Origin of the sequence: Vibrio breoganii (assembly GCF_001677275.1) — a bacterium.
In the GTDB taxonomy this organism is placed as follows: Bacteria; Pseudomonadota; Gammaproteobacteria; order Enterobacterales; family Vibrionaceae; genus Vibrio; species Vibrio breoganii.
Map to the genome: position 1 here is coordinate 308,671 of NZ_CP016179.1, position 25,459 is coordinate 334,129.

Annotated in this window: 22 protein-coding genes and 1 pseudogene; 15 read left to right on the plus strand and 8 right to left on the minus strand. The window is 43.2% G+C overall.

The features are described from left to right. Positions 1–3: 3 nt before the first annotated feature. From A6E01_RS20695 to A6E01_RS21605, 4 genes and pseudogenes are all read left to right on the plus strand, one after another. Positions 4–855 (plus strand): prepilin peptidase, encoded by an 852-nt coding sequence (locus tag A6E01_RS20695; protein ID WP_065211391.1) that lies wholly within the window; start codon positions 4–6, stop codon positions 853–855. A 197-nt stretch (positions 856–1,052) separates the two neighbouring features. Continuing rightward, positions 1,053–3,206: a conjugative transfer system coupling protein TraD gene (gene traD, locus A6E01_RS20700; protein WP_065211392.1), complete on the plus strand. Its 2,154-nt coding sequence runs from the start codon at positions 1,053–1,055 to the stop codon at positions 3,204–3,206. A gap of 90 nt (positions 3,207–3,296) precedes the next feature. Next, on the plus strand, positions 3,297–3,842 hold the full coding sequence (gene ssb / locus A6E01_RS20705) for a single-stranded DNA-binding protein (RefSeq protein WP_065211393.1): 546 nt from the start codon (positions 3,297–3,299) through the stop codon (positions 3,840–3,842). A 46-nt stretch (positions 3,843–3,888) separates the two neighbouring features. After that, positions 3,889–4,091, plus strand: a pseudogene (locus A6E01_RS21605) (helix-turn-helix transcriptional regulator). 92 nt (positions 4,092–4,183) lie between these two features. Here A6E01_RS21605 and A6E01_RS20710 read toward each other — a convergent pair. Together A6E01_RS20710 and A6E01_RS20715 are read right to left on the minus strand one after the other, a co-directional pair. Next, positions 4,184–4,576 carry a hypothetical protein gene (locus A6E01_RS20710; RefSeq protein WP_065211394.1) on the minus strand — a complete coding sequence of 131 codons (393 nt, stop codon included), beginning with the start codon at positions 4,574–4,576 and terminating at the stop codon, positions 4,184–4,186. After that, entirely contained in the window at positions 4,573–4,899 is a 327-nt protein-coding gene (locus A6E01_RS20715) for a hypothetical protein (protein ID WP_133152931.1), read from the minus strand. The genes A6E01_RS20710 and A6E01_RS20715 overlap by 4 nt, the downstream gene beginning before the upstream one ends. Positions 4,900–5,114: 215 nt before the next feature. Here A6E01_RS20715 and A6E01_RS20720 point away from each other — a divergent pair, with 215 nt between their 5' ends. The 3 genes from A6E01_RS20720 (at position 5,115) to A6E01_RS20730 (ending at position 6,974) form a co-directional block, all read left to right on the plus strand. Further along, positions 5,115–5,726, plus strand: a complete 612-nt coding sequence (locus A6E01_RS20720) for an ion channel (RefSeq protein ID WP_065211396.1) — start codon at positions 5,115–5,117, stop codon at positions 5,724–5,726. A 424-nt stretch (positions 5,727–6,150) separates the two neighbouring features. Continuing rightward, positions 6,151–6,402 carry a cell division topological specificity factor MinE gene (minE, locus tag A6E01_RS20725; protein ID WP_065211397.1) on the plus strand — a complete coding sequence of 84 codons (252 nt, stop codon included), beginning with the start codon at positions 6,151–6,153 and terminating at the stop codon, positions 6,400–6,402. 47 nt (positions 6,403–6,449) lie between these two features. Next, positions 6,450–6,974 carry a hypothetical protein gene (locus A6E01_RS20730; protein WP_065211398.1) on the plus strand — a complete coding sequence of 175 codons (525 nt, stop codon included), beginning with the start codon at positions 6,450–6,452 and terminating at the stop codon, positions 6,972–6,974. On the opposite strand, the gene A6E01_RS20735 is transcribed toward A6E01_RS20730, so the two are convergent. Continuing rightward, on the minus strand, positions 6,971–7,834 hold the full coding sequence (locus tag A6E01_RS20735) for a hypothetical protein (RefSeq protein WP_065211399.1): 864 nt from the start codon (positions 7,832–7,834) through the stop codon (positions 6,971–6,973). The two genes, A6E01_RS20730 and A6E01_RS20735, sit on opposite strands and share 4 nt — an antisense overlap. Positions 7,835–8,020: 186 nt before the next feature. Between A6E01_RS20735 and A6E01_RS20740 the strand changes: the two genes are divergently transcribed. The 5 genes from A6E01_RS20740 (at position 8,021) to A6E01_RS20760 (ending at position 16,355) form a co-directional block, all read left to right on the plus strand. After that, a complete protein-coding gene (locus tag A6E01_RS20740; protein WP_133152932.1) occupies positions 8,021–8,737 on the plus strand; it encodes a hypothetical protein in 717 nt (238 codons plus the stop codon). After that, positions 8,734–9,657, plus strand: coding sequence for a helix-turn-helix domain-containing protein (locus tag A6E01_RS20745; protein ID WP_065211401.1), 924 nt, complete (start codon positions 8,734–8,736; stop codon positions 9,655–9,657). Before A6E01_RS20740 ends, A6E01_RS20745 begins: the two co-directional genes overlap by 4 nt. Before the next feature lie 810 nt (positions 9,658–10,467). Next, positions 10,468–11,625: a hypothetical protein gene (locus A6E01_RS20750; RefSeq protein ID WP_065211402.1), complete on the plus strand. Its 1,158-nt coding sequence runs from the start codon at positions 10,468–10,470 to the stop codon at positions 11,623–11,625. A gap of 3,065 nt (positions 11,626–14,690) precedes the next feature. Beyond that, on the plus strand, positions 14,691–15,965 hold the full coding sequence (locus A6E01_RS20755) for a tyrosine-type recombinase/integrase (protein ID WP_065211403.1): 1,275 nt from the start codon (positions 14,691–14,693) through the stop codon (positions 15,963–15,965). Between the two features lie 63 nt (positions 15,966–16,028). Further along, positions 16,029–16,355, plus strand: coding sequence for a hypothetical protein (locus A6E01_RS20760; protein WP_065211404.1), 327 nt, complete (start codon positions 16,029–16,031; stop codon positions 16,353–16,355). Positions 16,356–16,415: 60 nt separating this feature from the next. Here A6E01_RS20760 and A6E01_RS20765 read toward each other — a convergent pair whose 3' ends face one another. From A6E01_RS20765 to A6E01_RS20785, 4 genes are all read right to left on the minus strand, one after another. Next, on the minus strand, positions 16,416–16,895 hold the full coding sequence (locus A6E01_RS20765) for a hypothetical protein (RefSeq protein ID WP_065211405.1): 480 nt from the start codon (positions 16,893–16,895) through the stop codon (positions 16,416–16,418). Position 16,896: 1 nt separating this feature from the next. Next, positions 16,897–17,910, minus strand: coding sequence for a plasmid segregation protein ParM domain-containing protein (parM, locus tag A6E01_RS20770; protein WP_065211406.1), 1,014 nt, complete (start codon positions 17,908–17,910; stop codon positions 16,897–16,899). 111 nt (positions 17,911–18,021) lie between these two features. Further along, positions 18,022–18,969, minus strand: a complete 948-nt coding sequence (locus A6E01_RS20775) for a hypothetical protein (protein ID WP_065211407.1) — start codon at positions 18,967–18,969, stop codon at positions 18,022–18,024. Between the two features lie 504 nt (positions 18,970–19,473). Then, a complete protein-coding gene (locus A6E01_RS20785; protein WP_065211409.1) occupies positions 19,474–21,660 on the minus strand; it encodes a replication initiator protein RctB domain-containing protein in 2,187 nt (728 codons plus the stop codon). A 634-nt stretch (positions 21,661–22,294) separates the two neighbouring features. Here A6E01_RS20785 and A6E01_RS21390 point away from each other — a divergent pair. The 3 genes from A6E01_RS21390 to A6E01_RS20800 all read left to right on the plus strand — a co-directional run bounded on the left by A6E01_RS21390 (position 22,295) and on the right by A6E01_RS20800 (position 24,769). Beyond that, positions 22,295–22,432 carry a hypothetical protein gene (locus tag A6E01_RS21390; RefSeq protein ID WP_156744671.1) on the plus strand — a complete coding sequence of 46 codons (138 nt, stop codon included), beginning with the start codon at positions 22,295–22,297 and terminating at the stop codon, positions 22,430–22,432. A gap of 373 nt (positions 22,433–22,805) precedes the next feature. Continuing rightward, a complete protein-coding gene (locus A6E01_RS20795) occupies positions 22,806–24,122 on the plus strand; it encodes a PhoH family protein (RefSeq protein WP_065211411.1) in 1,317 nt (438 codons plus the stop codon). Beyond that, on the plus strand, positions 24,119–24,769 hold the full coding sequence (locus A6E01_RS20800; RefSeq protein WP_065211412.1) for a hypothetical protein: 651 nt from the start codon (positions 24,119–24,121) through the stop codon (positions 24,767–24,769). Before A6E01_RS20795 ends, A6E01_RS20800 begins: the two co-directional genes overlap by 4 nt. On the opposite strand, the gene A6E01_RS20805 is transcribed toward A6E01_RS20800, so the two are convergent. Continuing rightward, positions 24,752–25,276 carry a metal-dependent hydrolase gene (locus A6E01_RS20805; protein WP_065211413.1) on the minus strand — a complete coding sequence of 175 codons (525 nt, stop codon included), beginning with the start codon at positions 25,274–25,276 and terminating at the stop codon, positions 24,752–24,754. The two genes, A6E01_RS20800 and A6E01_RS20805, sit on opposite strands and share 18 nt — an antisense overlap. Positions 25,277–25,459: the final 183 nt, after the last annotated feature.

Below are 25,459 nucleotides of genomic sequence, written 5' to 3' on the forward strand. Positions count from 1 at the left end.
CTTGTGGAATTATTTAATGTCATCGTTTTTGGTTTGTTGGTAGGAAGTTTTCTTAATGTTGTTGTTTACCGACTACCATTGATGGAAATGAGAGATTATGAACTTGGTATTGCTGAATACACTGGTGATGCGAGTGTGGTGAAAACGCCATTAACTTCTCTTTGCTCTCCTTCTTCCGCCTGTACCAGTTGTGGTACGCCAATTCGTTGGTATCACAATATTCCAGTAATAAGCTACCTAGCTTTACGTGGTCGCTGCGCTAAATGCGGTGAGTCCTATCGCTTTAGGTATCTGTTAGTGGAGTGCATGAGTGGTGTGTTTGCTGGATTTTTGTATGCGGCGTATGGGCTGACCGCTGAGGCCTTCTTCTGGTATGTCATTACAATGACGTTGATATGCATTGCATACATTGATTTTGACCATTTGGTAATCCCAGAGCAACTAACAAAGATATTGCTAGCGGTGGCTTTATTGTTGGGTGTGAGTGAGTTGTCATTCGTCAATAACCCGTTTACAGGCGAAGGGGGTGCTCCTTTTATGGGGGATGCTCATTACGCCGTCTATAGTGCGTTAGTCATATATGTCATCTATACGTTCCTAGGGGTGCTTGTATCGAAAGTGCTAAAGAAAACGGCAATGGGATATGGCGACGTTGTTCTAACCACGGTGCTCGCCGGTATCTTTGGTTTGAATGTTGCTCTCATTTACTGCGTGGTTCTACCGTCCGTTGTATTTCTAGCAGTTGCGACTTGTTGTAAATACGCTCGCTCGACGGCTTATCCATTTGGGCCTTATATTTCGTTAGGCGCTATTTTCTATATCAGTGCCACGGCGCTGCAGGTTTTGGTCGCTTAAAAATTCACTGCGCAAGACAAGAAGTGCCCTCAATTTCCGATTGGGGGCATTTGTCGTTCTGGCCAGCAGTAACATCCGGTTGTCTAGTGTTCTCCATTGCTTGAGTGTCAGTGCAGAAAAAACACATAGCAGGGCGATCAACAAGGTGTCCATTTCATAGGTATCCAGATAGAAACCTATTTGGATAACCCTTTGCTATGTCTACTGAATTTGAACTCGATGGCTACCTGCGGCCAATCTATGAGAAGTACGTGGTGGTTTGTAACCTTCTTCTCTCTCTCATTTTGTTGAGTTTTCACGAATATTTGAACGTTCCCGCATTCTGGGCATACCTGTGTGTGTTCTTCTTTGTCGCCTACGCAATCAGGCGGTTAAGGCAGGCGCTAGCTATTCGCGCATATCAGCAAGGCCTCACAAAAATTGAGCCTTTCAAACTGTCAACAGATCGACTGCCTCACTCGTCAAAGCGCACCTGGATTGGTCGAGGTTTTGAATGGACGGGTAAACATACGCAGCGCGTGTATGACAGCAAGAAAGAGAACATTAAAAAGCACTATGCGCCGACCGCGTTATTTACATGGATCCGAAATAATGAGTTGAAGATTGAGGTCGGGGAGTCAAGTAACTGGCTTCGCGCAAAAGTTGCCAATATCACTTCTCGCTATAAATGGGGCCCGTTCGCGAACCCGTGGAGCCCGCTGCCTCCTGTTGGTGGTATGTCAGTATTTCATGCCGTAGGCATGGAAGATGAAACAGATCAGCATATGGGATTAGACGAGCGCAACGGCCATATGGCGGTGATCGGAACTACCAGGGTTGGTAAGAGCCGTCTACTTGAGATTCTCGTTACGCAAGACCTGGAGCGCAATGATGGCATTGTTGCTGTATTCGACCCCAAAGGTGATCAGGAATTACTTGCTCGTATGTGGGCTGAAGCTAAACGATGTGGTCGAGATGATGAGTTCTATATCTTCTCGCTCGGTGCTACCAAGATTTCCTGCAAATATAATGCAGTTGCAAACTTTAGCCGTATAGCCTCAATCGCCGGTCGAATTTCCGATGAGTTGCCGGGCGGTGGTAATTCATCAGCCTTTAAGGATTTTGCTTGGAGATTTTTGCTCTTAACCACAAACGCATTAATTCAGATGGGTGAGAAGCCAACATTTACTTCTATTAAGAAGTATATAGAGGACTTAGAGCCATTATTCTTGCGCTTAGCGAAGTTTGAGCTGGACAGAGAATATCCGCAGTGGCGAGATGAGTTTAGAGATCTGTCGAAGCCTAAAATGAAGAAGAACGCGAAGGGTGAGCTGGTGGAAGTTAAGCTCAAGGCGGGTTCATTATCTGGGCGTGGCCATGAGACAATTATCCTGGATAAAATACTGACGGATTTCTATGAGCGAAACCCACATAAAATTAATGCAATCCTAGAGTCTCTAAGGGTCTCGATGAAGACAGATCAGGGCTATTATGGCAAAATTACGGCCAGCTTATTGCCCCTTTTACAGAAGCTAACTAGTGGTAATGTCGCTAGTATTATCAGCCCAGATTACGGGGACGTAAAAGATAATAGACCTATGATCACTTGGAGTAAGTTGATTCAGCGTAAAGCAGTTCTTTACGCTGGTTTTGACGCCATGACCGACGCTGTTGTGGCAGATTCTGTGGGCTCGCAGTTCTTCAGTGATTTTGTAAGTAGTGTTTCCGGTGAAGTATATAAACACGGTGTGAACAAAGGTTTACCTGATGCGCGTAACAATGAGGTGATTCCATTGTGGATTCATATGGACGAATTTCAGTCTCTTATACGTGGTGGAGATTCCATACTCAGCATTTTAAACCGATCTGCGGGTTCGGGTGGGCGAGTTACAGCTTACATGCAGTCCACAACGGACGTTGAGGAGGCAATGGGTGATAAGGCTAAGGCACAGGTTGTCCTTTCTAACTTTAACTCGATCATCATGCTGCGTACTTCTACTGAAGAATCTGCTAAATACCTAACAAACAAAGTAGCTGAAGTTGATGTTTATGCGTTGCAGGTAAAAGGTTCGGTGTCTGATACAGGTAAGGTACTTAAGGATGATGGGGCAGGTGATAATGATCATGAGCTCTTCAAAACGTCATTTTCTGCGGGGGTTGTTAAGGAGGGTAGAGAGCCATTGATTACTCCATCAATGATTATGAGTCTGCCTAAGGGTCAGGCGTTCGCTTTCCTCAATGGCGCGCGCCTAGTAAAGCTTCGTTTTCCTCTGTTGGATGACAGTAAGGGTTTTGAGGTTGCCGATTCAGAGCAGGTCTATGATGAGATAATGAGAAAGTATCGTTTGGGGCCTTACACTGGTCGCAATTAAGGTGTTGGGAGTGAAAAGTAACGTGACGTTTTACTGCTGAATGCAGTTATGGACTACCGAGTGGTACATAAATAGATTGGAACGTTATAAATGAGTGATTTGAACGAAGTAACTCTTATTGGCTCTCTTGGTGCTGATCCTGCGATTAATCATGGCCAGAATGGTGCTATTGCTACGCTGTCGGTCGCGACTTCAAAGAGTTGGAAGGAAGCGAGCGGTGAGAAGCGAGAAAAGACTGAGTGGCACAGAGTGGTTTGTTTTGGCAAGTTAGCTGAAATCGTCGGGCAGTATTACAAAAAAGGTGCTTTGATCTATGTTCGTGGAGAGTTACAGACTCGTAAGTGGACTGATAACGAAGGTAAAGACCGTTACTCTACAGAGGTCGTTGTAAGTAATTATACGGGTGCCTTGAAGATTCTGAATGGTCGAGACAGGGTATCTGCAGGTAATCAACCAGCAGCGCCAGCACAGTCGCCTCAACAAGTGCCGACAACACAGGCGCAACAACCGGCAATGTCGGCTCAAGTACCTCAAACTCCGCAACCTGCGATGGCGGCTCAGGTGCCTCAAGCGCCACCACAAATGAATCCATTGGACCCACTAAATCCTCTGGATGCAAATCCGCCGCCGTTCTAAAATGACGGGTACGGGCGAGTGCGAAGTAATGTGAGGGTGTGAGGGAATGAGATGTACCAGGCGAAAACCAGTAACGGTTGGTGAGGTGCTTCATGAGGAATTTTTATTGCTGGCAGAGTCATTCTCACTGCTCCATTAGCAGAAAAGTTAGCGGTTGCCTTTGGTAACAGTGCGGAATTCTGGCTTAACATTCAACATGCAGTGGATGCTTGGGAAGCAGACAGTCATAGCAAAGAGGATGCTACGTAGAAGTGCTGAATTGACATTAATTAGAAAGCCTTGAGGAAAGAGTCTCAAGGCTTTTTGCTCTCAATCAGGAAGCTTATTGTTTTTGCGCCAAGTTAAAGCATGCTAACTAGCAGATGACCAAAGCCGGCCAGTACGACTATAGGTTTCAATATGAAGCATGTCATTGTTGGCCAATTGAACCAGTATGGCGCTTCGAAGTCTGCTGCTTCAATCTTTTTAGAGTCCTCGTCAAATTGTCGTTTTAAGTCCTTCTGTTTAAATGCGTCAAATCCTGACCACATAACGGCTCCGATGCTGTATTGCAGAAGGTCCATGAATAAGGCAAAGCCAAAACACCAAAGAGCTACATGGTTTAGGGCGTCGGTAGCGTTCTCGCTCGAAAGGATCCATACAACTGCAATTCCAGCCAATGCGTAGTTACGTGTATGTGTACTTGTTAGTTGGCTGTAATCTTGTGATTCGTTCCTAACGAAAGCTAAATTCATAGTGCTTTACCGATCTTGGTTTTTGGGCCACCACTTCTAGTTCCCTTTTTGTAAACTATAGTCCCGTTCAGTATGCCTCTATTGGTTATGTAGCTAATGTGGCGTCTAATTGCAGAGCCTCTTGATTTACGCCATTTGGAGTTGCTTCGGTTTGCTACTTTGACTAAGACTGCTCTAGATGTAGTTTTACCAGTCAGGCGAACTAGGGGGTGGTTGCGACTGTTACCAACTACTTTAAGTTCGATTTCTTCATCAAATCCAAATATTCGTTTAAGTTCTTCTTTATCTTTGCGTTCAATGACGACCATTACTTTTGAGCTCAAAATGCTAATCCTTTAGTTTGTTCGAGTGGCCTGTGCATATGCAACACTAGCACGGTAAGTGTCAGGAATGCGTCGTGCTATGTCACCTTTCACAGATCATTTGGGGAGGCTGTTTCGTTTCTATGATGTCTGGTTTTAAAAGTGTCAGAAGTCGTTCTGGAGGCGCGATATTTAACTGTATTGCCTTAAGTTTGAATTGAATTTGAGGTTTAAAAATGTCATTAACCGAAAGACGTGTGAGTAAATTAAAAAGACAACTGAAGTTTCTGTTGATGGTGCACCTTTTTATATTTTCATGGGCGTATCCGATATATGTCATGGAGGTGGATGTTGATGGTGCAACGGTGACCAGCATCTGGTCGTCAGTTTTCTATTTATTTACTAGTCTATCTTCTATTGGATTTGGTCATGTTGTGGTACAGACCTTGGGTTCTGAGGTGCTAACCATTATGGCGTATGTGGTATCTCGCGGTGCGATGCTTGTATCACTGGCTAGTATCGGGGTTAGCTTTCTGGGTAAGCCGGAATTAACGGAGGAGGATCGCTTGGTTTTGATAGAGCGAAAATTGGAGTTAGTTCAAGCTGAGTTGCACGAAGTTAATAGAGAATACCGTAGAGCCAAGAAAGAGAAGTGTCGCTCAGAGAAGACTATCACCCCTGTCTATGTTTATGACTCAGCTAAAGTGGAAGAGGCGAGGGCGGTCTTAGATTGGCATATATTCTCTGATAAAGTTTCCGAACCGAAGGTTAGTAATATGACGCTGGAGGAAGCAGAGTTGATACTTTTCCATGAGAGTAATAAGTCCTTGAAAGGCCAAAAGCAGTGACCATTTCCAGTTGGAAATCTCAGAAAAAACACACCTAAGCCATTGAAAAGCAACAAATAAAACAAAATTCAAAACCGACCACGACGCACGCTTTGAGGTAATTCTCAAGGGTGCTCATGGTATTGAGGATCGAGTGGCGGAGTTGTCACTTGGTCGTTTTGTTAACTTTGCCCTCGAATTTGTAACGCTGCGATCCATCTCGGAAAACTTGCCTTTCGCCCGCCTATTTTATCTACGCAACTATAGAATCGATCTCATACATAAAAGAACCGCAACAGCGCACCAACAGGAACCTCTACTCCATAGAGATTATCTCTAGAACATATGTTCGTTTTTAAAATGGATAGTGAGTAAATGTGTAAAGTGATTTGTGTCACCTCCGGTAAGGGTGGTTTCTTTAGACGCTTATTCAAGAGAGGTTAATGTGAAACTGTTAAAGCTATTTCGCAAAGAAAAAAATGATACCGCCTCTTTAGCAAAAGAGAGGCTGCAGATTGTTGTTGCTGAGCATCGATGTGGGCACTCAAAAGCATCGCATATCCCGCAATTGAAGCGCGATATTCTAGAGGTATTGAGTCGTTACTTTACTGTTGATGAAGATATGGTTGATGTGAACTTTGAGCATGACAAGGATCAGCTCGCTGTTCTTGAGTTAAATGTGAAGTTACCTGAATAATGATTGTGGCCCGGGCATAAGTCGGGGCTTTTTAGGAGTGTGTGGTAGTGGTTTTCCATGATTCGTTTTACGTTCAATATAACTACAGAAAAATGCTGTGGGGCAAGGTCTCAAAGCTCTTGCTGTGGTTGACCATTCCTATCTGTTTTTTGTTGCAGTTTCCGGTTCATGAGGGAGTGGTATGGTTGGTAGGACGTGTTGATCCAGTCATTCTTTCAGAGCATCCTATGGTTGCCTCTGTTCATTGGTTGGTGTCTGTAAGTGCTTCAATGCTGTTGTCATTTGTTCTGATTGAGCACACTGTTCGACTAATCGAGCGGGTTCTATCGAGGACGTACCTAAAGACCTACACTGTTGTACCTGTTGACGGTGGATTAGCTGTTATAGGTTATTTGAGGGATGTTGATCGCGCGGCAGTTGCGTTCCGTTTGCAAAAGAAATACCCCGCACATGTTATTGATAATGAACTTGCAAGGGCTAACTCTGCCACTATGGCCCTGTCGCCCATATCTTACGATTATGCATCTCGAGAGCAAAGTCAGCCTGCAGAAATTGTTTCCTCTAGTTCTTAATTTCCGATACCGCTCTGATTAAGCAAGACAGGTCGATAGCTAGGTTCCATGCCGTTTGCAGTCTTGTATAGGTATAGGTCAACCATAGGTGTGGCAATGCTTGGGGCGGGTGTTGAATCCTGGGTATCTATAAGTAGCTGAATGTCATTGTGGATGAACTCGGTTTTTGGGGTCATCAGGCAGTTCAGTGCTATTTTCTTTTCGTTGTTGAAGTAAGCAACTACCTCACTATCGGCAACTCTTAGTTTTAGTTCATCTTGATTGTGGGTAGCGCCAAAGCTCCCAAGAGCTTCGATCATTGGTCTGTATTCATCTGAAAATTTATCAAGTAGCAGTAAGTCTAAGTGCTTACTCAGTAGTTTTGCTGCTTTCGTGATTTCCTTATCTTTAATGCTGTTAGAAATGGTCTGAATACACTCATCAGAGTGAAACAGACACTTTGAGTTGTCTGCATAAAGAGAAATCAGCCAGTTAACTTTTGATAGGAAGTATTGCTCTTGGATCTCAATGGCTTCTTCTTTTTGAAGTATTTCTGAGTTATCCGTGATGCTATCGAACATTGATTGAATTTCATGGTTCTTTTTCTTTAGTAACCAGTAGAAACCTAGTGCGATATACATGATGTATATGATTAGACACAGTAGTTCTACTGAGTGTTTTATGTCTGCGCTCAGTCTAGAGTTCAGGTGTATCGTAATTGTAAAGACCGCAAGAACCACGGTACTGCAGAATGTATTGATGCGCCTGTCATTGTGGGTATGTGAGTCGTAAACGCTCAACAAAAGGTGTGTGACAATATTGTATGCCGCGTGTGTAAACACGATCATTCCAAGCGTGGTGATAATAAGTTCTACAGTCATGGGAAATTAGCCATTTTATTCGTGTGACGGTTGTACGTTGTTACATGGGGTGGTTGGTACTTGTTGGGTTGCAAAGATGGCTAAACACGCGATTTTTTTAGAAACACTGCACAAGTTAAGGAAGATTTATTTAAGGCTTGTAGTTGTCGAAATATGATCCACCCTCAACATAAATCTAAGTATCTGATGAAGTATATTTTTTTAACATTATTCGTAGCTTTGACGGCGAACTCTCAGGCTCATCAGTGGCGCAGCCTTTTGGTTGGTGCGGACCAGTCTATGGTTGGTGCTACTGTGTATTTTGGTGTTGATGACTCAACTGAGCGTGGCGTCGTTGGTGCTGATGGTATTGCGAGGGTTTTAGTGCCGGCGCACTCAAAGGTTTCAACCAGGATCTTTGTTGCAAAGCAGTTGGGGGGTGGAGTGTCTAAAACATACGCCCGAAACGTAAAGTTCTCTGATTATATCTATGTCAGTCCATTGAGTACGTATGTATCTCGCTATCAGCTTGATTTGGGTTTGCCTGAGGCCTCAGTAATTGAGCGTGTATATGACGCTATGGATATCGATGTACCTATAGCTGAATTTGAGCGGTGCTATGGCTCCACTTCATGTTCACCTTTGTCGTATGTGGGGATTGAGAGTGGCTCAATGGAAGAGTTAGCTTTGGTGTACTTGAGCCAAGTGGCTGGTTCATTGGATCCGATTGTGGATTTTAGGTTTGTAAAACGTCTGGCGGAGTCGGTGCGTTCTGGTGAGTATGTGGTTCATATTGAGTCAGATGATATAGAGTACGATTTTACAGAGGGTTTAACTGGTATTACTGATACTGAGAAGCGACTTGTGTGTTCGGGTGGTGATGCGCTTGCTTATATGCCCAAGAAGGTTAGGGTGGCATCATGAATACGCTGGCAAAGAAAATAGATCGGATTAAAGCTAGCACTGCCAATATCAGCGGTGGAATAGCGCCCAGTGACCGCTCTATGGAGATTCGTACCGGACATGACCTATTGTTGTATCGAGTCTTTATAGGGGCGAGTCAGAGGAAGTTGGCGCAGATGCTTCGTATATCACCTAGGGTCATTTCGAAATACGAAGGCGGTGGCGTAGAACTGACTGGAGCACTCTTGAGTCAAATCAATGGCATCGTAAGGGAGAGTGATAACGGGGCGAAATTTCTAGATGCTTTCAGAAAAGTTAATTCTCAGCATTGGTATAACTGGCTAGATGAAAATAACCTTAAAGTTAGTTTGAGAGAGTACAGTTGCTCTGAGTGTGGGCATGATGATGTGATAGTTTATCCGATGGTACCGGAGCTCAAAAGGTTCGTTCTAATATGTCCTTTGTGCGGTGAGCGAGAGAAGATCAGTAGCATTAATGCTTATAGGCAGTGGTTTTGGAGTAAAGATCTAGATTTTTACAATGCGTCCTTGTATGCCAAGCGTACTGCAGAGGATGGGAGTGTCCGAGGTATTGGAAGATCAAAGCGCTTTTCATCTCATTTGTTCTGGTTTATTAGAAATGTACTGGATTTATCTCAGTATGAAATGAGTGTTCTGATTTCAGTTCCAATGTGCAAAATTGGCATGATCGAACGTGGGACTGTTGCACTAAAGGAAAACAAGGCAAAGTTGTTGATTGAGCACTTAACAAGTTCAGAATTGCCATCGAGGGAGTCAAAGGCTATCGCAAGTCTATGTGCATTGGCAGCTTATAAGCATTATGAGCAATTTCCTGGGTCACAGCGGAAGAAGCGTATTCAAGCGGATTTGGCTTCTGGAGCTATCTTTGAGCTCATTCCGAAGAATGAGCTTGCGGAGTAGTAGATTGGTTTAATCCAAGGTGTTTCCGGGCCTGATTACGGCAAAGTACAGTTGTATCTAGATAAAGATCCCATTAGCAATAATCTATATTGCGAGTGGGGTTTTTGCTATCTAGCCAAGAATAATTCCATCGAATGAGCGTTTGAGTGTGAATAATCAACCAGATAAAGCTAGTTATCAGCGATACTGGGGTGGTTGGCTCGGTAGGCTCAATGGGGGTGCGGGTTCCTAAATTACATTTTGAAGCAGATAACCCTCATTATCTGCTCCATCAATATCTTGTTTGACAGGCCCTCATGGCTGCCTACCGGTTGATCTGTTTTCACTGATAACTGTCTCTGTTCCCCTACCGTTTTTCAATCAAAGAAATATAGCAATGGGAATTGCTATGGATCTTTTATAGATCTCTTCTTTATGATCTTTAATACATAGTTAGTATTATATCTTGATCTTGTACTTCTCTTTAAGCGTGCAATAAACCCAACTTAACTTATTGATTTTAAAGACTATAAATACTATTACTAAAGTACACATAGGTACATTACGAAGTAATTGAAGGTGTATTATGAAGTAATCAAAGGCATATTATGAAGTAATTGTAGGTATCACCCAGTTGGGCTGCTGGTGGTATATTTAGTTAAAATAGGTACAACCCCATTGCTCAATCGCAGTAAAAATAGGTGGATAAGATCACTATTTGGATCTAATTTCTTGTCTCAATCGCAGTATTATAGGTATACTTCGAAGTAAATTAGGTGCTATCCCGGGCTAATTAAGATCAAGAGTGCGGAATAATAAGGAAGTTAGGTTATGCAGTCAGAGATTACATCCACTGATACTACTAAGGATTTGCCAGAGACACTTGAAAACTTAAAGTCGATCAAGCATCGGTTTGAGCAAGAGAGAGATACCCACTATCGCCTCTCAAATGAAGTGATCTCTACTTTGTTGCAGATGAAGCCTACTAGCTGGAGAATATTCGAGCAGATTGTATCTAATCTCGATGTTTACCCTACTGAATTAATGAATAATGACGGTTTTATCGGTGAATGGGTTAAATCGAAGGGTAAGACGGCGATTCCTCAGCACTTCCGTACAATTGAAATTAAGGCGATTGATTACGCAACAAAGTGGAAATTGCCAAGAAACAATGCGTACAGGCAATTCACTAAAGACTGTTTGGCCTTATTTAATGAAACTCTAAGTAATGTCAGTCTTGGCCCTTACAAAAATACCGCAGAGTTAACACTCTCTCGCGTTGTCAGTGATGTCACTTTTCATGCAAGGCCAGCTGTCGGTGAGGATGTTGTTGATGTGAAATCTTCGTTGATTAAGATTTCCTCAGACGATGAAAGGGAAAATACGGTTTGGCAGTGCCATTCGGCTACGTTTGTTTTAAATGAGACACTGGCCGCTAACATGTTGTTTTTGAGAACATTCTTTACAAGGATTGAAAAGCAGGCAACAGCTCCGTTAAGTAAGCAAGCAATGAAGATGTACACTCTTATCTCCATGATCGCTGCGGGCAGCAAGCCTGTCGATGGTGGGTGGAAGTTGAGTTGGGATCTCTCCCAGTGCAATGCGTTGACTGGTACCGAGTATTCCTCAATAGCGCTTTTTGCTGCAAACTTTAGGCTATCTACTGAACTAAGTAAGTACACTGAGTTCGATGTTATTCATAGTAAGGATAAGGCTAGCAGGGATGGTTTGAAGTACACAAAGCTCAATATATTCTTTTCTAAGAAGGCGTCTTCTGTAGTGCCTCGATTGGCTCCGAGTCAAATTACTAGGAAATTATATCCAAGACCTCGAGTTCTAGCTGGTTCAGCTGCTGAGGGTGTGTGGGCGCGTAAAAACATCGTTGCATTAGAGAGGTTTAGAGAAGATTTAGCTCTGGTTGGTCGGATTCTCCCTAAGGCTGATAGAGAGAGACTAGCGCGCTACAAAAAGATCATTGGAGAACTTTAGTTTTATGGGGTGTGAATGTACCTGCGAATACTGTGAATCAATGCTCTCCCCTTTCATATTGTGCCTATGATTACTTCGAATTAGTTCCGTTGTCGTCTTCATTTTGTACCTACAATTACTAAGAATCACTGTTTTGTCGTTTGCATCTGATGCTGTTATTGACTCGGTTAGTGCGTTTCGGTTGATGGTAGGTCTATGGTTCTTGTTAATCGTTCAGAGTTTCTCCAGATTGTACCTATGATTACTGAGAGTTGGCCTGGATCCGTTCATGCTGTACCTGCAATTACTAAGAATCACTGTTTTGTCGTTTGCATCTGATGCTGTTATTGGGTCGGTTAGTGCGTTTCGGTTGATGGTAGGTCTATGATTCTTGTTAATCGTTCAGAGTTTCTCCAGATTGTACCTATGATTACTGAGAGTTGGCCTGGATCCGTTCATGCTGTACCTGCAATTACTAAGAATCACTGTTTTGTCGTTTGCATCTGATGCTGTTATTGGGTCGGTTAGTGCGTTTCGGTTGATGGTAGGTCTATGATTCTTGTTAATCGTTCAGAGTTTATCCAGATTGTACCTATGATTACTGAGAGTTGGCCTGGATCCGTTCATGCTGTACCTACAATTACTAAGAATCACTGTTTTGTCGTTTGCATCTGATGCTGTTATTGGGTCGGTTAGTGCGTTTCGGTTGATGGTAGGTCTATGGTTCTTGTTAATCGTTCAGAGTTTATCCAGATTGTACCTATGATTACTGAGAGTTGGCCTGGATCCGTTCATGCTGTACCTATAATTACTTCGAATGAGTCCTCCTCCTTTTTCATTATGTGCCTCCAATTACTGTGATATAGCCCATGGTGATTACGGCAAGCTGGCTTCTTTGTATTTCTGCTGATGATATGGTTCTTGGGTGGTCATATTTCCTTCAAAATATGCCTGTGATTACTATGAATCAGTCTTGATCCTTTGATATTGTGCCTAGTTGCGCTGTGACCTCTAAGCTCCGAGTCGCTTTGTGTTGATGGTAAGTCTATGATTTTGAATAATCGATTTGAATATTTTTGATATTGTACCTACGATTACTATGAGGACGTCCCTCCCCCCTTTCATCTTGTACCTACGATTACTACGAAAGGCCTGCCTTTCTTTTGATATTTGCACTCAACAACTGTGAGTTAGCCCGTATATATATGCCTGGTACTGCAATTTCGAGGTGTTAGTTCCACTATTTCGTGATGAGTCTACGATTCTTAGTAATCCGTTGGAAAGTTCTTGATATTGTACCTATGATTACTGTGAGTTGGTGTTGATCCCTTCATATTATGCCTACAGTTACTGCGATAGCCCCTTTGTTTTTGATGTTGTGTCTATTACGTGTGTGAATTAGCGGGAATTTAGGCTTGTAGTGGTCTTGATTGCTGTGCCCTCGCCTTTCAATATGTCTCGTTAAGTCATTGGTTCCTGGTGGCTGGTCTTTATCTATTCATATAGTGCCTATGATCACTGCCAAACAGCTCATCTCTTTCATGTGATGCCTATGATTACTGCGAATTGGCTCCTTACCCATTTGATAATGTACCTATGATTACTGCGAATTGGCTCCTTACCTATTTGATAATGTACCTATGATTACTGCGGATTAGGATCTGGTGTTCTTGATATTGTGCCTTCAATAACTGTGAATTGGCCCGTATCTATATGTCTGGCACCACAATTTTTCCATGTTTTGTGATAAGTCTACGATTCTTAGTAATCCGTTGGAAAGTTCTTGATATGGTACCTATGATTACTATGAGTTAGTGTCGATCCCTTCATGTTGTGTCAACTAAATGTATGAATTAGTTCGATTTAGTCGTGTGGTGGCCTTGATTGCTGCGTCTCGCCTCGCGTTTCAATATGCCTAGTTAAGTTAACGGTTCCTGGTGGCTGGTCTTTATCTATTCATATTATGCCTATGATCACTGCCAAACGACTCATCTCTTTCATATGATGCCTATGATTACTGCGAATTGGCTCCTTACCTATTTGATAATGTACCTATGATTACTGCGAGATAGCTTCTGAGCGTTTTGATATTGTGCCTATGATTACTGCGAGATAGCTTCTGAGCGTTTTGATATTGTGCCTATGATTACTGCGAAATAGCTTCTGAGCGTTTTGATATTGTGCCTATGATTACTGCGAAATAGCTTCTGAGCGTTTTGATATTGTGCCTATGATTACTGCGAAATAGCTTCTGAGCGTTTTGATATTGTGCCTATGATTACTGCGAAATAGCTTCTGAGCGTTTTGATATTGTACCTATGATTACTGCGAATTAGCTTCTGAACGTTTTGATATTGTGCCTATGATTACTGCGAAATAGCTTCTGAGCGTTTTGATATTGTACCTATGATTACTGCGAATTAGCTTCAGGGGCTTTTTGATATTATGCCTATGATTACTGCGAGTTAGCTTTAGGGCTTTTTGATATTGTGCCTATGATTACTGCGAGTTAGCTTCTGGTCTTTTTGATATTGTGCCTATGATCACTGCCAAGCGACTTATCTCTTTCATATGATGCCTATGATTACTACGAATTAGCTTCTGAGCGTTTTGATATTGTACCTATGATTACTGCGAATTAGCTTCAGGGCTTTTTGATATTATGCCTATGATTACTGCGAATTAGCTTCAGGGGCTTTTTGATATTATGCCTATGATTACTGCGAGTTAGCTTTAGGGCTTTTTGAAATTATGCCTATGATTACTGCGAGTAAGCTTCTGGTCCTTTCGTATTGTGCCTTTAAATACAATGAGTTGGTTTCTTTTTGTTCATATTGTGCCTGTTACCTTTGGGAGTTGTTCTGCTCATGTATTTGATAATTGTCATTGTGTAGGGAGTTCCTTAGCTTTCATATTGTGCCTATGATTACTACGAGTACTCCCTTGGATCTTAAGTGTTGTGTTGGTTCAAATACTGGGTGGTCAATGTAATAGTGTTGTAGAATCAATGCTATAGGGTCGCCACACTGTTCTAGTGGAATTAATTAATCTGTGGTGAGTGATGATTTTGTTAATGGGGGTCTGTTATGTTTACTCCGCTTTTTCCTGTAAAGCCTGAGCAATTCGAAACGGGGGTGGAGTCTGCAAACGACTTGATCGCTAGGATGGGCGATAACATACCGACAGCTGGTGAGTCATATGAGCTTGCTGTTGAGTTTCTGCTTGAAAACAAGATGAATCAGAGTAGCTTTCGCGCTATCAGAAAAGAACTGAATCTGTTATTCAACTGGTCATGGCGAGTCAAGGGTGTCTGCGTTAGCCAATTGAACAGGGTCTCAATGAGGGAGTTTGTGGATTTCTGTGCCGAGCCTCCTCTTGAATTGATTTCAAGATCTCCTATCGCCTCTTTTAAGTTTAATAATATGACCGGTGAGTTCGATCCTCATGATAAATGGCGACCGTTTTCCGCCAAAGATCCTGCACAATACGTCCGCGAAGAATCTACAATCAAATCTCAGTTATCTCTACTTAGTAGCTATTACACATTTCTCTCTGACATGGAGTTTTGTTATAGGAATCCAGCCGCAACCTTGCTTAAGCGAATGAATGTTAATAATACTCGTGTTGCAAATAGTGAGGAGGCTGAGAAGTCCCTGACGATTGCGCAATGGGAGTGTGTCTGGAATTATGCCGTGGAGTTGTCTGAGTCTCCACCTGAGGGCGATGATTTGGCGCAGAATAATAGGGCTCGGTTTTTGCTCGCTATGTTGTATCACCTGTATCCTCGTATATCGGAAGTTACTGCGCGTCCCGGCCATACACCTAGAATGAACAACTTTAAGATAATTCGCGGGCATTGGTTTTATAAGATACCGCGATCAAAGGGGGGAAAGACCCGTTCAGTTGCCTGCCCGCATGAGCTCGTTGTTGAGTTAAAGCGCTATCGAAAAACTCTGGGACTATCTTCATTACCGACGCCAGAAGACGAAAGCCCTCTTCTTGTTCGAGTTAGGCCTGCATCGCATGGGCGTGAGGCTGGAATTCTGAATGCACAGATAGGTACACGTGTTGCAACAGAAATTGTAAAGGATGTCTTCAAGCATGCTAGCTTGGGTCTTATAGAGAGTGATCCTTACGCAGCAAGGGAATTAGCAGATTTGTCGCCGCATGCTTTGAGGCATACGGGCATACAGCGTGAGATTGAAAATGGAACGCCGTTATCGGTTGTTATGGCGAATACTGGTCACTCAGACCTTTCTTCGCTAAGTCACTACAGTAAGGCTAACGTGGACGCGCAGATTCGATTCAGTGCTAGTCACGAAGGTAGCGTTCAAAAAGTTGAAAAGATGCAAGGTGTGTAGTTATTCTGGGTTTAAGCGTTCGGTAGGATGCAATCTAATTTATAAGCCTAGGAGGCCACCACAATGAATAGCATAATTGAATACTCTATGTTTGATGCAATGGCAGTACTTCTTTTGACCCTAATCGCCTATCAATATGCTTTTGCCTTGGTAACAAGTGGTGCGTTTGGTAGTAAAAACATTTATCACCATGCAGCAAGGTGTCTGCTGGTATTTGGGGTCCCTGCTGATATTTTCGTTGGTATCTCACGCCACTTTTTTGAAGGTTCGTGGGTTGGTTATGGCCTTAATATGATAGCTATTCCAATGCACATAGTGGCTTTTGTTTGTTTACTGGTCATGCTCAAGGGTGTGTTTGGTGGTCGTATTAAGTCTCAGTTGCTAGCTTAATTTCGTTTGGAAAAAGAATCCCGTTGGAGGAGTGATGGCTCCACCAGCGGGATTTTTGCATTAGAAGAGGTTGCGGCCTTTTACTGCGTCGAGTGCTGATTGCCCTGACTGTGATAGCTTGGAAGCAACAGTTTGCTCTAGGGCTTCTGTTTTCCCTTGAGGTCGTGACACTACATGTTTAGTAGGGCTGTCAGTTAGTTCTGTAATTTGTTGGTGGCTTGTATTCCCGCCGATAATTACTGAGCTTGTGTTTGAATGTCTTGGTATTGGTTGGTTTGGTGCTTTCACACCAAGCAACTCACCTACTCTGTTAGCGCTTAGCGGTGCATCTAGGTTGTTTGCTAAGCGAGGAATCGCTTTGCTATTGATTTTACCTATGTGCATGCCTGTCATTAGGAGATCTTTGATACTGCTATCAAATTCCTTCTGAGATATTACGCCAGCATTGAGTTTTTGGTTCTTCTCTTTTAGCCATGAAAGCGCAGCTGCTTCTGGTGCATCAAATGCGTTCAGGTCGATGGATAAGAGAACTTTAGCCATCTTATGCGACCTTAGATTCAGCTGTGGCGTCTTCATCTAAGTGGAAGCGTAGGATTTCCTGAGATAATGCACATTGAGCGTTCTCAAGAAGGATTACACGCTCACCTAGGGTTGAGTAAGCCTCAGTGATGGCGTCAGCGATTAGGTTGGAGCCCCCGCCGACCAGAATGACTCGGTTAGGGTTTTTACAGAATCTCTTGCATTCATTGGCTACTGTTTCGCCTAGTTCAGCAATACGTTGGTCAATGCGCGCTAGAATTTCGTCAATCTTAGAGTGGTCATTGATGACCTCTTTAACGAATTCCATATTATGTCGGTTTTTGATTAGCTCGTTGCAGACATAGTAACTGACATCAGAATCTGCAGCTGAGAGTGCAGTTTTTGCGGCAGTAGTAACCCAGCTCACGCCAACCTTCGGTAGTCCCATTACAGCTGTAATTTCAAGGAATGCACCTCGAATAACAGAGAGATCGCTAGTGGTCCCGCCGACATCGATACACAGGGTTCGGTTAAAATCCGCAGCTTGCGATTCTAGTAGTGTACTTAGGCACGCAGGTGCTGATTCGGGCATTACACGAACTTCAACGATGTTGAAGGGCGTTCCACCATTAAGTTCGACCGAGCGCAGTAGGTTGCTTTTCTTAGCTTCGATTAGATCTTCGTTCTTCTGCATATCGTCTTGATTGTAATACTGCGTTATCGGCAGGGTACAAATCAAAACGGTTGGTGCTGTTGGATCAAGTTCGGTTTGCTGAAGGGCATTATGAACTGATAGTAGGTTTTCATCGCTTAGTTGGTAGTCAATATGCTGCGTATCTAGTGATGAGTCTGAGGTGATGTCATAAGAATAACGTTTACCGTCGAGCATCCAGTTAGAGCTAGGTGTGCCACGCAAAGCTGCTGACTGCCATCCTTTTTTAAGGGAGTTGGGTACAACTTTTGATTTAATTTCCTTGCCAAGCAAGTAGCTTAGTTTGCATTGGGTAGATCCGTCATCTACTGCGATCATTTGCATGATTATTAATCCTTATTGTTAGAGCGGTATGATTTTGAGTTAAAGAGTGTTTGTCTTGCTAATTCATGTATAAATATTCGAGGTGTCTCGTAAAAAAGCTCTCATGGTTACTTAGAGAAATGGGAGGGACACTCGTTCGGGATTCGTTACCACTAACACTATTCTTCGATTCAGTGAGTTGTAGATATCTACAGTAGATAGCCAGCATGCATGTAAAAGCCCGCTGGGCTGATAAGGGGCAATTATTGTGTCGTGATGTTTAGGGATTTTGTGGAATGCTTCTTTTATTTTGAAGTAATCACAGAAATATTTACCGCCTACGCCTGACGCTTTAAGTGTGTATGCCATGGCTGTAGGGAATTGGAGTTCACGTGGTAAGAAAACCTCACCAACCCTCTGTCCAAAAGGTGTTTTGTTTTCCTTGTCCTGCATGTCGATAGAGCGAATATATTCTCTAAATGGTTTGATATCTCGCTGAGTCATAGCGCCCATACCGGCGTCTTTTGGTATAAGTAGTATGGCGTTCGGATGCAGCTGAGTAATTGTGTCAATATTATCGGTGCTCAATAGGCAGTTGTTAGGTATTAGGTTAGTTAGGAAACTTAGAATTTCTAACTGGCTATTGATTCGGTGTTTTGAGAATAGCTGTAGACGACGTTCTGTGACCAGTCGTGAGAATGCCGGTTTATTGGCGCCAAGATTCACGATTGGTGTATCTGGGTATGTGGTTATCACCTGTTTTATCTTGTCGCTAGTGTGTGCTGTAAATGTGCTGATACTACTCGCGCCATCGCCACTGTATAAAATGACGTTTTCAGGTTTGATGTTGTCTAATTGCAGGTCTGAGAAAAATGCTTTATTGCGGGTATTGTAGTTATATTCCGTACTGGCTAATCGACTAAGCCCGAGGTTGTACCCAGCTTTTAGAGCTGTATCGCCACCAGCATCATCGCTAGATACAATAGTGCCCCCTAGGAACGCCTCTTGTAATCCGTACTCCATTAATAGGTTAGTTACGCCTGAAGGGAGCGTGCGACTGCTTACAAATAGTGTGCTCATAGCTGCGGCTCCTCATGGCGGAGGACAACCCTTTTCTTTGCCATCTCAAATACCTTGTGTGTTTGCTCAAAATCGGGCCATGTTGTTGGTGAGATGAAGAGCAGTAATGCGTCGCAATCTACGGATAATTGAATGTCCCTGGCACCGTTAACATTGCCGCCACTATTGTTGATTGTGTTGAGTATGATCGAGCGTTCGGTGCAGTAGGTGATTAGGCATAGCGGTGTAATGTGTTCAATGTACGAGTTTTCGACAGATGTGATCGATACATCTCCATCTTTCAGTTTATTGGAAAGAAGAAGGTCTAATTGGGATGTTATATAGTCTTGATTCTCGCGATTGCTGAGGAATGCTAGATCTGCAATTACTGCTAGTTTGAACATGTACGGCCACCGATATGTTAGATGGCCGTACAGTAGTGAAAACCCGGTTGTTGGTCGCTCGAGTCTTACGAATGTGCGAGATGTTACGCAAAAACTAGTAGCGAACTTTCTTGGTTATGGGTTAGAGGAAGTGTTTGTCATCATCCATGTTTGTGAAAAGACCCTCTTCTATCTTGTTGGGTTCACTGGAATGGTTGGGCGTGCTTTGTTGTGTTATTTCAGAGAACAGTTGTCGAGCGTGAGCAGTTAAAGTTCGCTTATCTACGCTATGTGGTGATTTAGGGTTTAGATGGTCAATTACGGCTGCGGTAAATGACTTTACCTCATCTGCTTGATGACCGAATCTGGTATCAATTAGGCGAGTAATAACATAGTCATCTAATAGGGTGTTCTCTGTATTTGTTGCATTTCGAATAAACGAGACTACCTGATTAAAGTCGTCTACCTCAAGTTCGTTACCGTTAATGTTGATTAGGCTAATGTCTTTTAGGGTGGATCTAACTACGTCTATGGCTTTCGATATTGGGCAATATGCCTGGACGGTACTGTCTTCTAGTATAAGTTTAGTGAAGAACTCTATGGTTTTATCTGAGCTGTACCTTGATACGTAGGCGTCAGGGTAATGTTTGGATACGATGCTGTATTTGCGTACTGATGCATTGTGCATTAAACCGCGGTTGACCTTCTCATCAATGTGGAGAGGTTTGAGTATTGATTCGAACATGAGATTTTTTGCTGTTGGGGTGTCTCCTATCATCTCCACCATAGGGTGTTCTGTAGGGTTCAGTTCGTGAATGAAATCCTCGGTCTGTACTGCATGTATGGCATTATCTTCAAAGTTCACTGAGAAAATAATTCCAAACAGATTGACTGATCGCCAGTTACCTTCCCTTCTATATTCTTCAGGAATGACACTACCGCTTTCATCGGAGCACACTTTGTTGATGCATCTTGTGATTTCGGTTTTTATGAGCTCTACACCCTCGAGAGCGGATTCTGGTCTGTGCACCCCAAGGAGTTCTGTTGTTAGTTTCAATAAGGAACCTTCGAATTCACGATTATTGTGCATTGCTGTAAATCGTCTGCAGTAGTCGTATAGGCGAACTGACATTGGATCTCTAGAGCTGATTTGCGTTGGAGGATACGCAAAATGATTCTCTGTCATCAATTTTTCAAATAGATCTTCAGGCCACTTAATCGCAAACATGACGGATTTAAAGTTGATTTTTTCGTAATCAACTTGTTCGATGCCATCCTGATCAATATAAATTTCAGGCGGTTTCGCGCTTAAGTTAGAGATGTATTTAACGAGAGAGATGCTCTCCCCTGCACCATAGAGATCTTGAGGTATGCCCTCAAAACTGTATCTGCCAATTGGGGTGTATTTGGTGTCGTTAATGCGGATTAGGCTTTTGATGACTGCGTTACGGGTTGTGGTCCCGTCTACTACTTGTCTGACTGCTAAGATGTCATGGAGAGATATTGGGGTGTAGTTTTCAGGAATCCTTTTGTTGTTCGCGAGTAAGCTGGAGCGATGGTACCAGACAGTTAGGCTCAGAAGTGCTTTGAGGATCGGCCAATCTTTGTGCCCGTAGACGCCGCTAGCGCTCTCCGCATTTAGGTGGAGAGGACTTTGGCCAAAGTGGTTTAGGGTTATCAGTTGAGATTTCGGTATAACGCGCCCATGCACGACCGCTAGTATTTCGCCCCAATAACTTCCCTTTTGGCGAACAAGAGTTTCTAAGTTTTTATTATCTACAATCTTTCCAGTGACACTCAGTTTTTGTCTGGCGAGATTGGCTGCCTTTTTGCCTTCGTTCATTCGTTGGCTTTGTGCGACTTGCTTTGATTTTGAACCAGAGGTCAAAATTGCAATGTCAGCCTTCTCAACATCGGATAGTTCATCAAGACGTTTCAGTCGGTAGCATTTGGCTCTAGCGTTAAGCTTGTGAGTTTTGGTAGTAGTCTGCCCCGTTTTATCGGTGAAGGGGTGTTGCACTTCGATTGTTTCTTTCAATGCAATGAGAAGTCCGATCTCCTCCAATTTTTTCATTGTTTTTGTAATTGCACTAGGTGAGTTGTTTAGGGACTCAGCTAGAAAATCAGTTTTGAGTAATGGTTTGCGAACGGAGTATTTGCAGATAACACGTAGAAGTTCGAGCGGAGCTTTGGCCTTCTCGAATTCACCAAGAGCAGAACGGTACTCGTCAAACTCGTAATCATGTGTCTCTGTATCGGGCAGCATGACAAATGAAGACCGTATGGCGGTCTCCGATTGAATACGAATAATAGTGTTGGTACTGAACATTTTCCGTCTTATTTCCGGTTATGGAATTCCATTATCGGAATCATAGGGTGAACACACCAAAGGATCAACTGGATCAATAAGCGTGGATCTTGTTGAGTTGTTGGGGTGGTGTTCAAAAAGTAAGCAAAATAAAAAATCCATTATTAAAGTCTTTTAGCTCTTCTTTTTGTTTCTGATTGTTTGCTGTGTTGCCCTAAGTTAACTATTAAACCTTAGAACCCTATAAGATCTAAAGATCCTTATGGGGTAGGTGGTTAAGTTACTGATAAATAGCGATAAAATTCAATCGGAAGTCATGGTAAACCCAATCGGAGGTCATGGTAAATCCAATCGGAGGTCATGGTGATTCCAGTCGGAGGTCATGGTGATTCCAGTCGGAAGTCATGGTGAATCCAATCGGAAGTCATGGTGAATCCAATCGGAAGTCATGGTAATTCCAGTCGGAAGTCATGGTAATTCCAATCGGAAGTCATGGTGAAAAGTACATAAAACACAGCTTAATAACAGCTTATCCACAGGCTGGGTTCGGGGTATTAGTGAATCTAGCTGTTCTATGGCTACAAAATGGTGTCGAAATCGATGAAATTAAATATGAAAACATTGATCCTGATCTCAAATACGGGCGGGGAGAATTATGGCGCTACTCCCCGAGGACTTCCGATTGGATTTTATTGGGGTGATTTTTCGGGTTGGTGGGGTTGGTAGTTCTGGTGGGAATGCGGGCAGTATTGGTGTAAATATTGAGCGTATATTGATTGAAAATGAGGCGTGATTTGGGTGTTATATGGGGCGTGATGATCAATGTAGACCAAAAAAAGATGAGAATCATAAAGTTTTTGGGTTTAGTAAATAAAGTCAATAAAAACAATAGGTTAATGATTGTTGGTGTAAGTGTGAATGAGTGAGAATGGCTTGCTATGTGAGAGGCGTAGTTTAATGGGGTGTACTGATTTCTGGCGTAAGGGTGAAAATAGTTACGATTGGAATGTGATTTATCTCGAAGATATACGATGTATGGGTAAATAGTAATCGGTTTATGGGAAGTTCTTGTGACTTGAGATGCGCTGAAAATAAAACGCAACAAAGCGGGGTTTGAGGGAGTCTCTTCGTAATGCCAACACTTAGTTTGGATTAGGAATCAGTAGATGAACTCGACTTTAGTTGTATTAGATACAAATGTGTTTATTCGTCAGCCAGAAGTGCTATTGCAGTTGTCGGATGCGAACGTCGGACTCTCATTGGAGGTTTTGCGTGAACTGGATAGGTTGAAGGCGAGCGGTGGCTCGGCGGCTTATGCGGCAAGGCGAGCAATCAAAACGTTGTCGGAAGTGTTGGTTGTCGATAATGAGATGGCGCGAGGCTCTTTTGTTTATCGAGTACCTGGTTCTGAAGGTGTTTTGATTACCCTTCTCCCGCAGCTTGAGGGTGTGAGTGATATCTCGGGCGATGACTTGATTTTGGAAGAGCTACTTGCGTATGCCGATAGTGAAGATGCATTGGATGTTGTCTTTTATACGCATGATTTGAATTTTAGAATGCGAGCAATGCTTGATGGTCTCGAATGTGCCGATGAAAAGACGCTTCAGGATCTCGGGGTTCACATTTCAGAAGAGGATATCGAGAGTGATGGTCTGCTAGAGGTTAAAGATGATTTTTGGGGGGACTTTGATGGGGCATCAGAAGGAAAAGGATACAGTTTGTACCCACCGCAACATTACCTCGATCAGATTACCGTTGGTTCATTCATTAAGGATTCTCAAAAAATATATCGTGTTGTGGAGTGCGTGCGTGAGGAAGGTCGAGTTGTTCTTCAAGTAATTAAACGCAATCCAGTAGATGGTATTGAGGCAAGGGATGATCGACAGCGCTGTGCACTTGATGCGCTTGCTTGTGATGATGTTGAGTTAGTGGTGCTTTCAGGTGCGGCGGGGTGTGGTAAGAGTCTGTTAGCGGTTGCCGCTGCAATGAAGGCAATCAATTCAGACAACACGCATGATTCCTTGATTGTATTGAAGAATAAGCCGCCGATTGTTGAGGAAGATGGTTTTCTTCCGGGTGACCTCCAGGACAAGATGGTGCCGTTCATTCCGGGTATTACAGACGCTTTAGTTGAGTTAGGTTATGACCCAGAGGAGTTGCTTGGTGAAGGGGTTATTGAGATGCGCAGTATCAATACTATCCGTGGGGCGTCATGGCGTGGAAAATTTGTAATTATTGAAGAAGGTCAGAACTTAACTGCAAAAGCGATGAAAGCGATTTTGACTCGCTTGGGTGAAGGTTCAAAGGTGGTGATTACGGGTAATATTGTTTCGAGCCAGATCGATGCGGTTAACGTTAGTGCCGGTTCGTGCGGAATGGCCCGTGTTATAGAGGCGTTTTCTGAGCATGAGTTGGCTTCTCACGTTCAATTACAGTCTATGTACAGAAACGGTATCGCGGCTCACGCAGAGAGGGCGCTATGATCGGTAGGTTGCGTGCTTTCTATGTGGCGTTATTCGTAGTGATAGTAGGTTTTGCTACAGATCTCTATTTTCGAGATGGTGTAGCTCATGTTTTGCACTTCTATGCTCTATTGGTTTGCTTGGTTCTGATAGCTATCCCATTGGTCGATGATAGTAAGCGCCTGTACGGTTCGTATCTAGAAATGGAGGCCTTGAATCGAGTAAGAGTTACGGGTCTCAATGAGAGTGACTTTAGAGAAGTAGACTGGTTGTCTCTATCTCATAGGGGGTTGTCGTCTCTCTATCGAATGTTGGAGGTGTTCTCGCGTTTTACAGGTCTACGATATCGCCTTTTTTGTGGTGTAGTTGAGGGTGGGGATAGTTATTGCTACAGAATTGAGTCGGGAGAAGTTCGACTATATATAAGTGAGAGTATCTATTCGTCTATGACAGCGCGAGATATGGCATTGTCTTTGGGTTTATCATCGTGCATTCAGACAGTTTATCAAAAAGTGACAGATGGTGGTCGTCTCGAATCTGGCGCTGCGCTGTTAGCTGCGTATCTAGTGATCGTTCCCAAAAGCTACGCTTTAATTGATGGTTATGGTGGCGACCACAAAGAGTATGATCTCAAGAACGTTCGTGATTATCTAAGAATTGGTGAGTAACGCATCAGGGAAGATGTTGTTATGCACTAACAGCCAAGAGCCGAGTAATATCAATATTGCTTGGCTCTTTTGGTATCTGCCTGATTTAAATAAGTTGAGGCAGTATCCGTCCCAGGGAGTAAACAATGGCACTTTGTGCGTATTTGGCATGTCTCCCAATACGTGGAGTATTCCGCCGAAGGTGAAGCCTACGGTAGATGCTAAAAGCCAAGAGTTAATGCTGTAGGTGAGTGCACCAGAAATAGCGAGCGAACTTAATAGAAACAAAGTAATCCAAACGATTGTGATGTGAGTCCACCCTCTATGCCGAAGGAGTCTTCTGTGTCCAATGGTCTTCTTATCCTTTTTTATGGGGATCGGGATCTCAAGTGCATCTGGTGCAAGTGAGCCGGCTAGACAGGCGATGGCGGCAAGTGCGCCGTGGATTGGGTCTGTTTGATTGCTGACGTAAGTTAATGGGTAAATAGCGCCAGCTATGCCGCATAAGGCGTGGCCTTGATTGTTCATTGCTATGGTGTCGAAGTGAGTTGTTGTTGCATGACATCGTTATTCGATATAAAGGAATATGTGATTGGATGCTGATTATTTGGAAGATAGTTCACAGTTAATAACTCAATGGCATGCAGTTAAATGGTTCTTCAACGTGTGAAGTGTCTCGAAAGAATCGATCCGTCTTGGGAATTGGTGTTG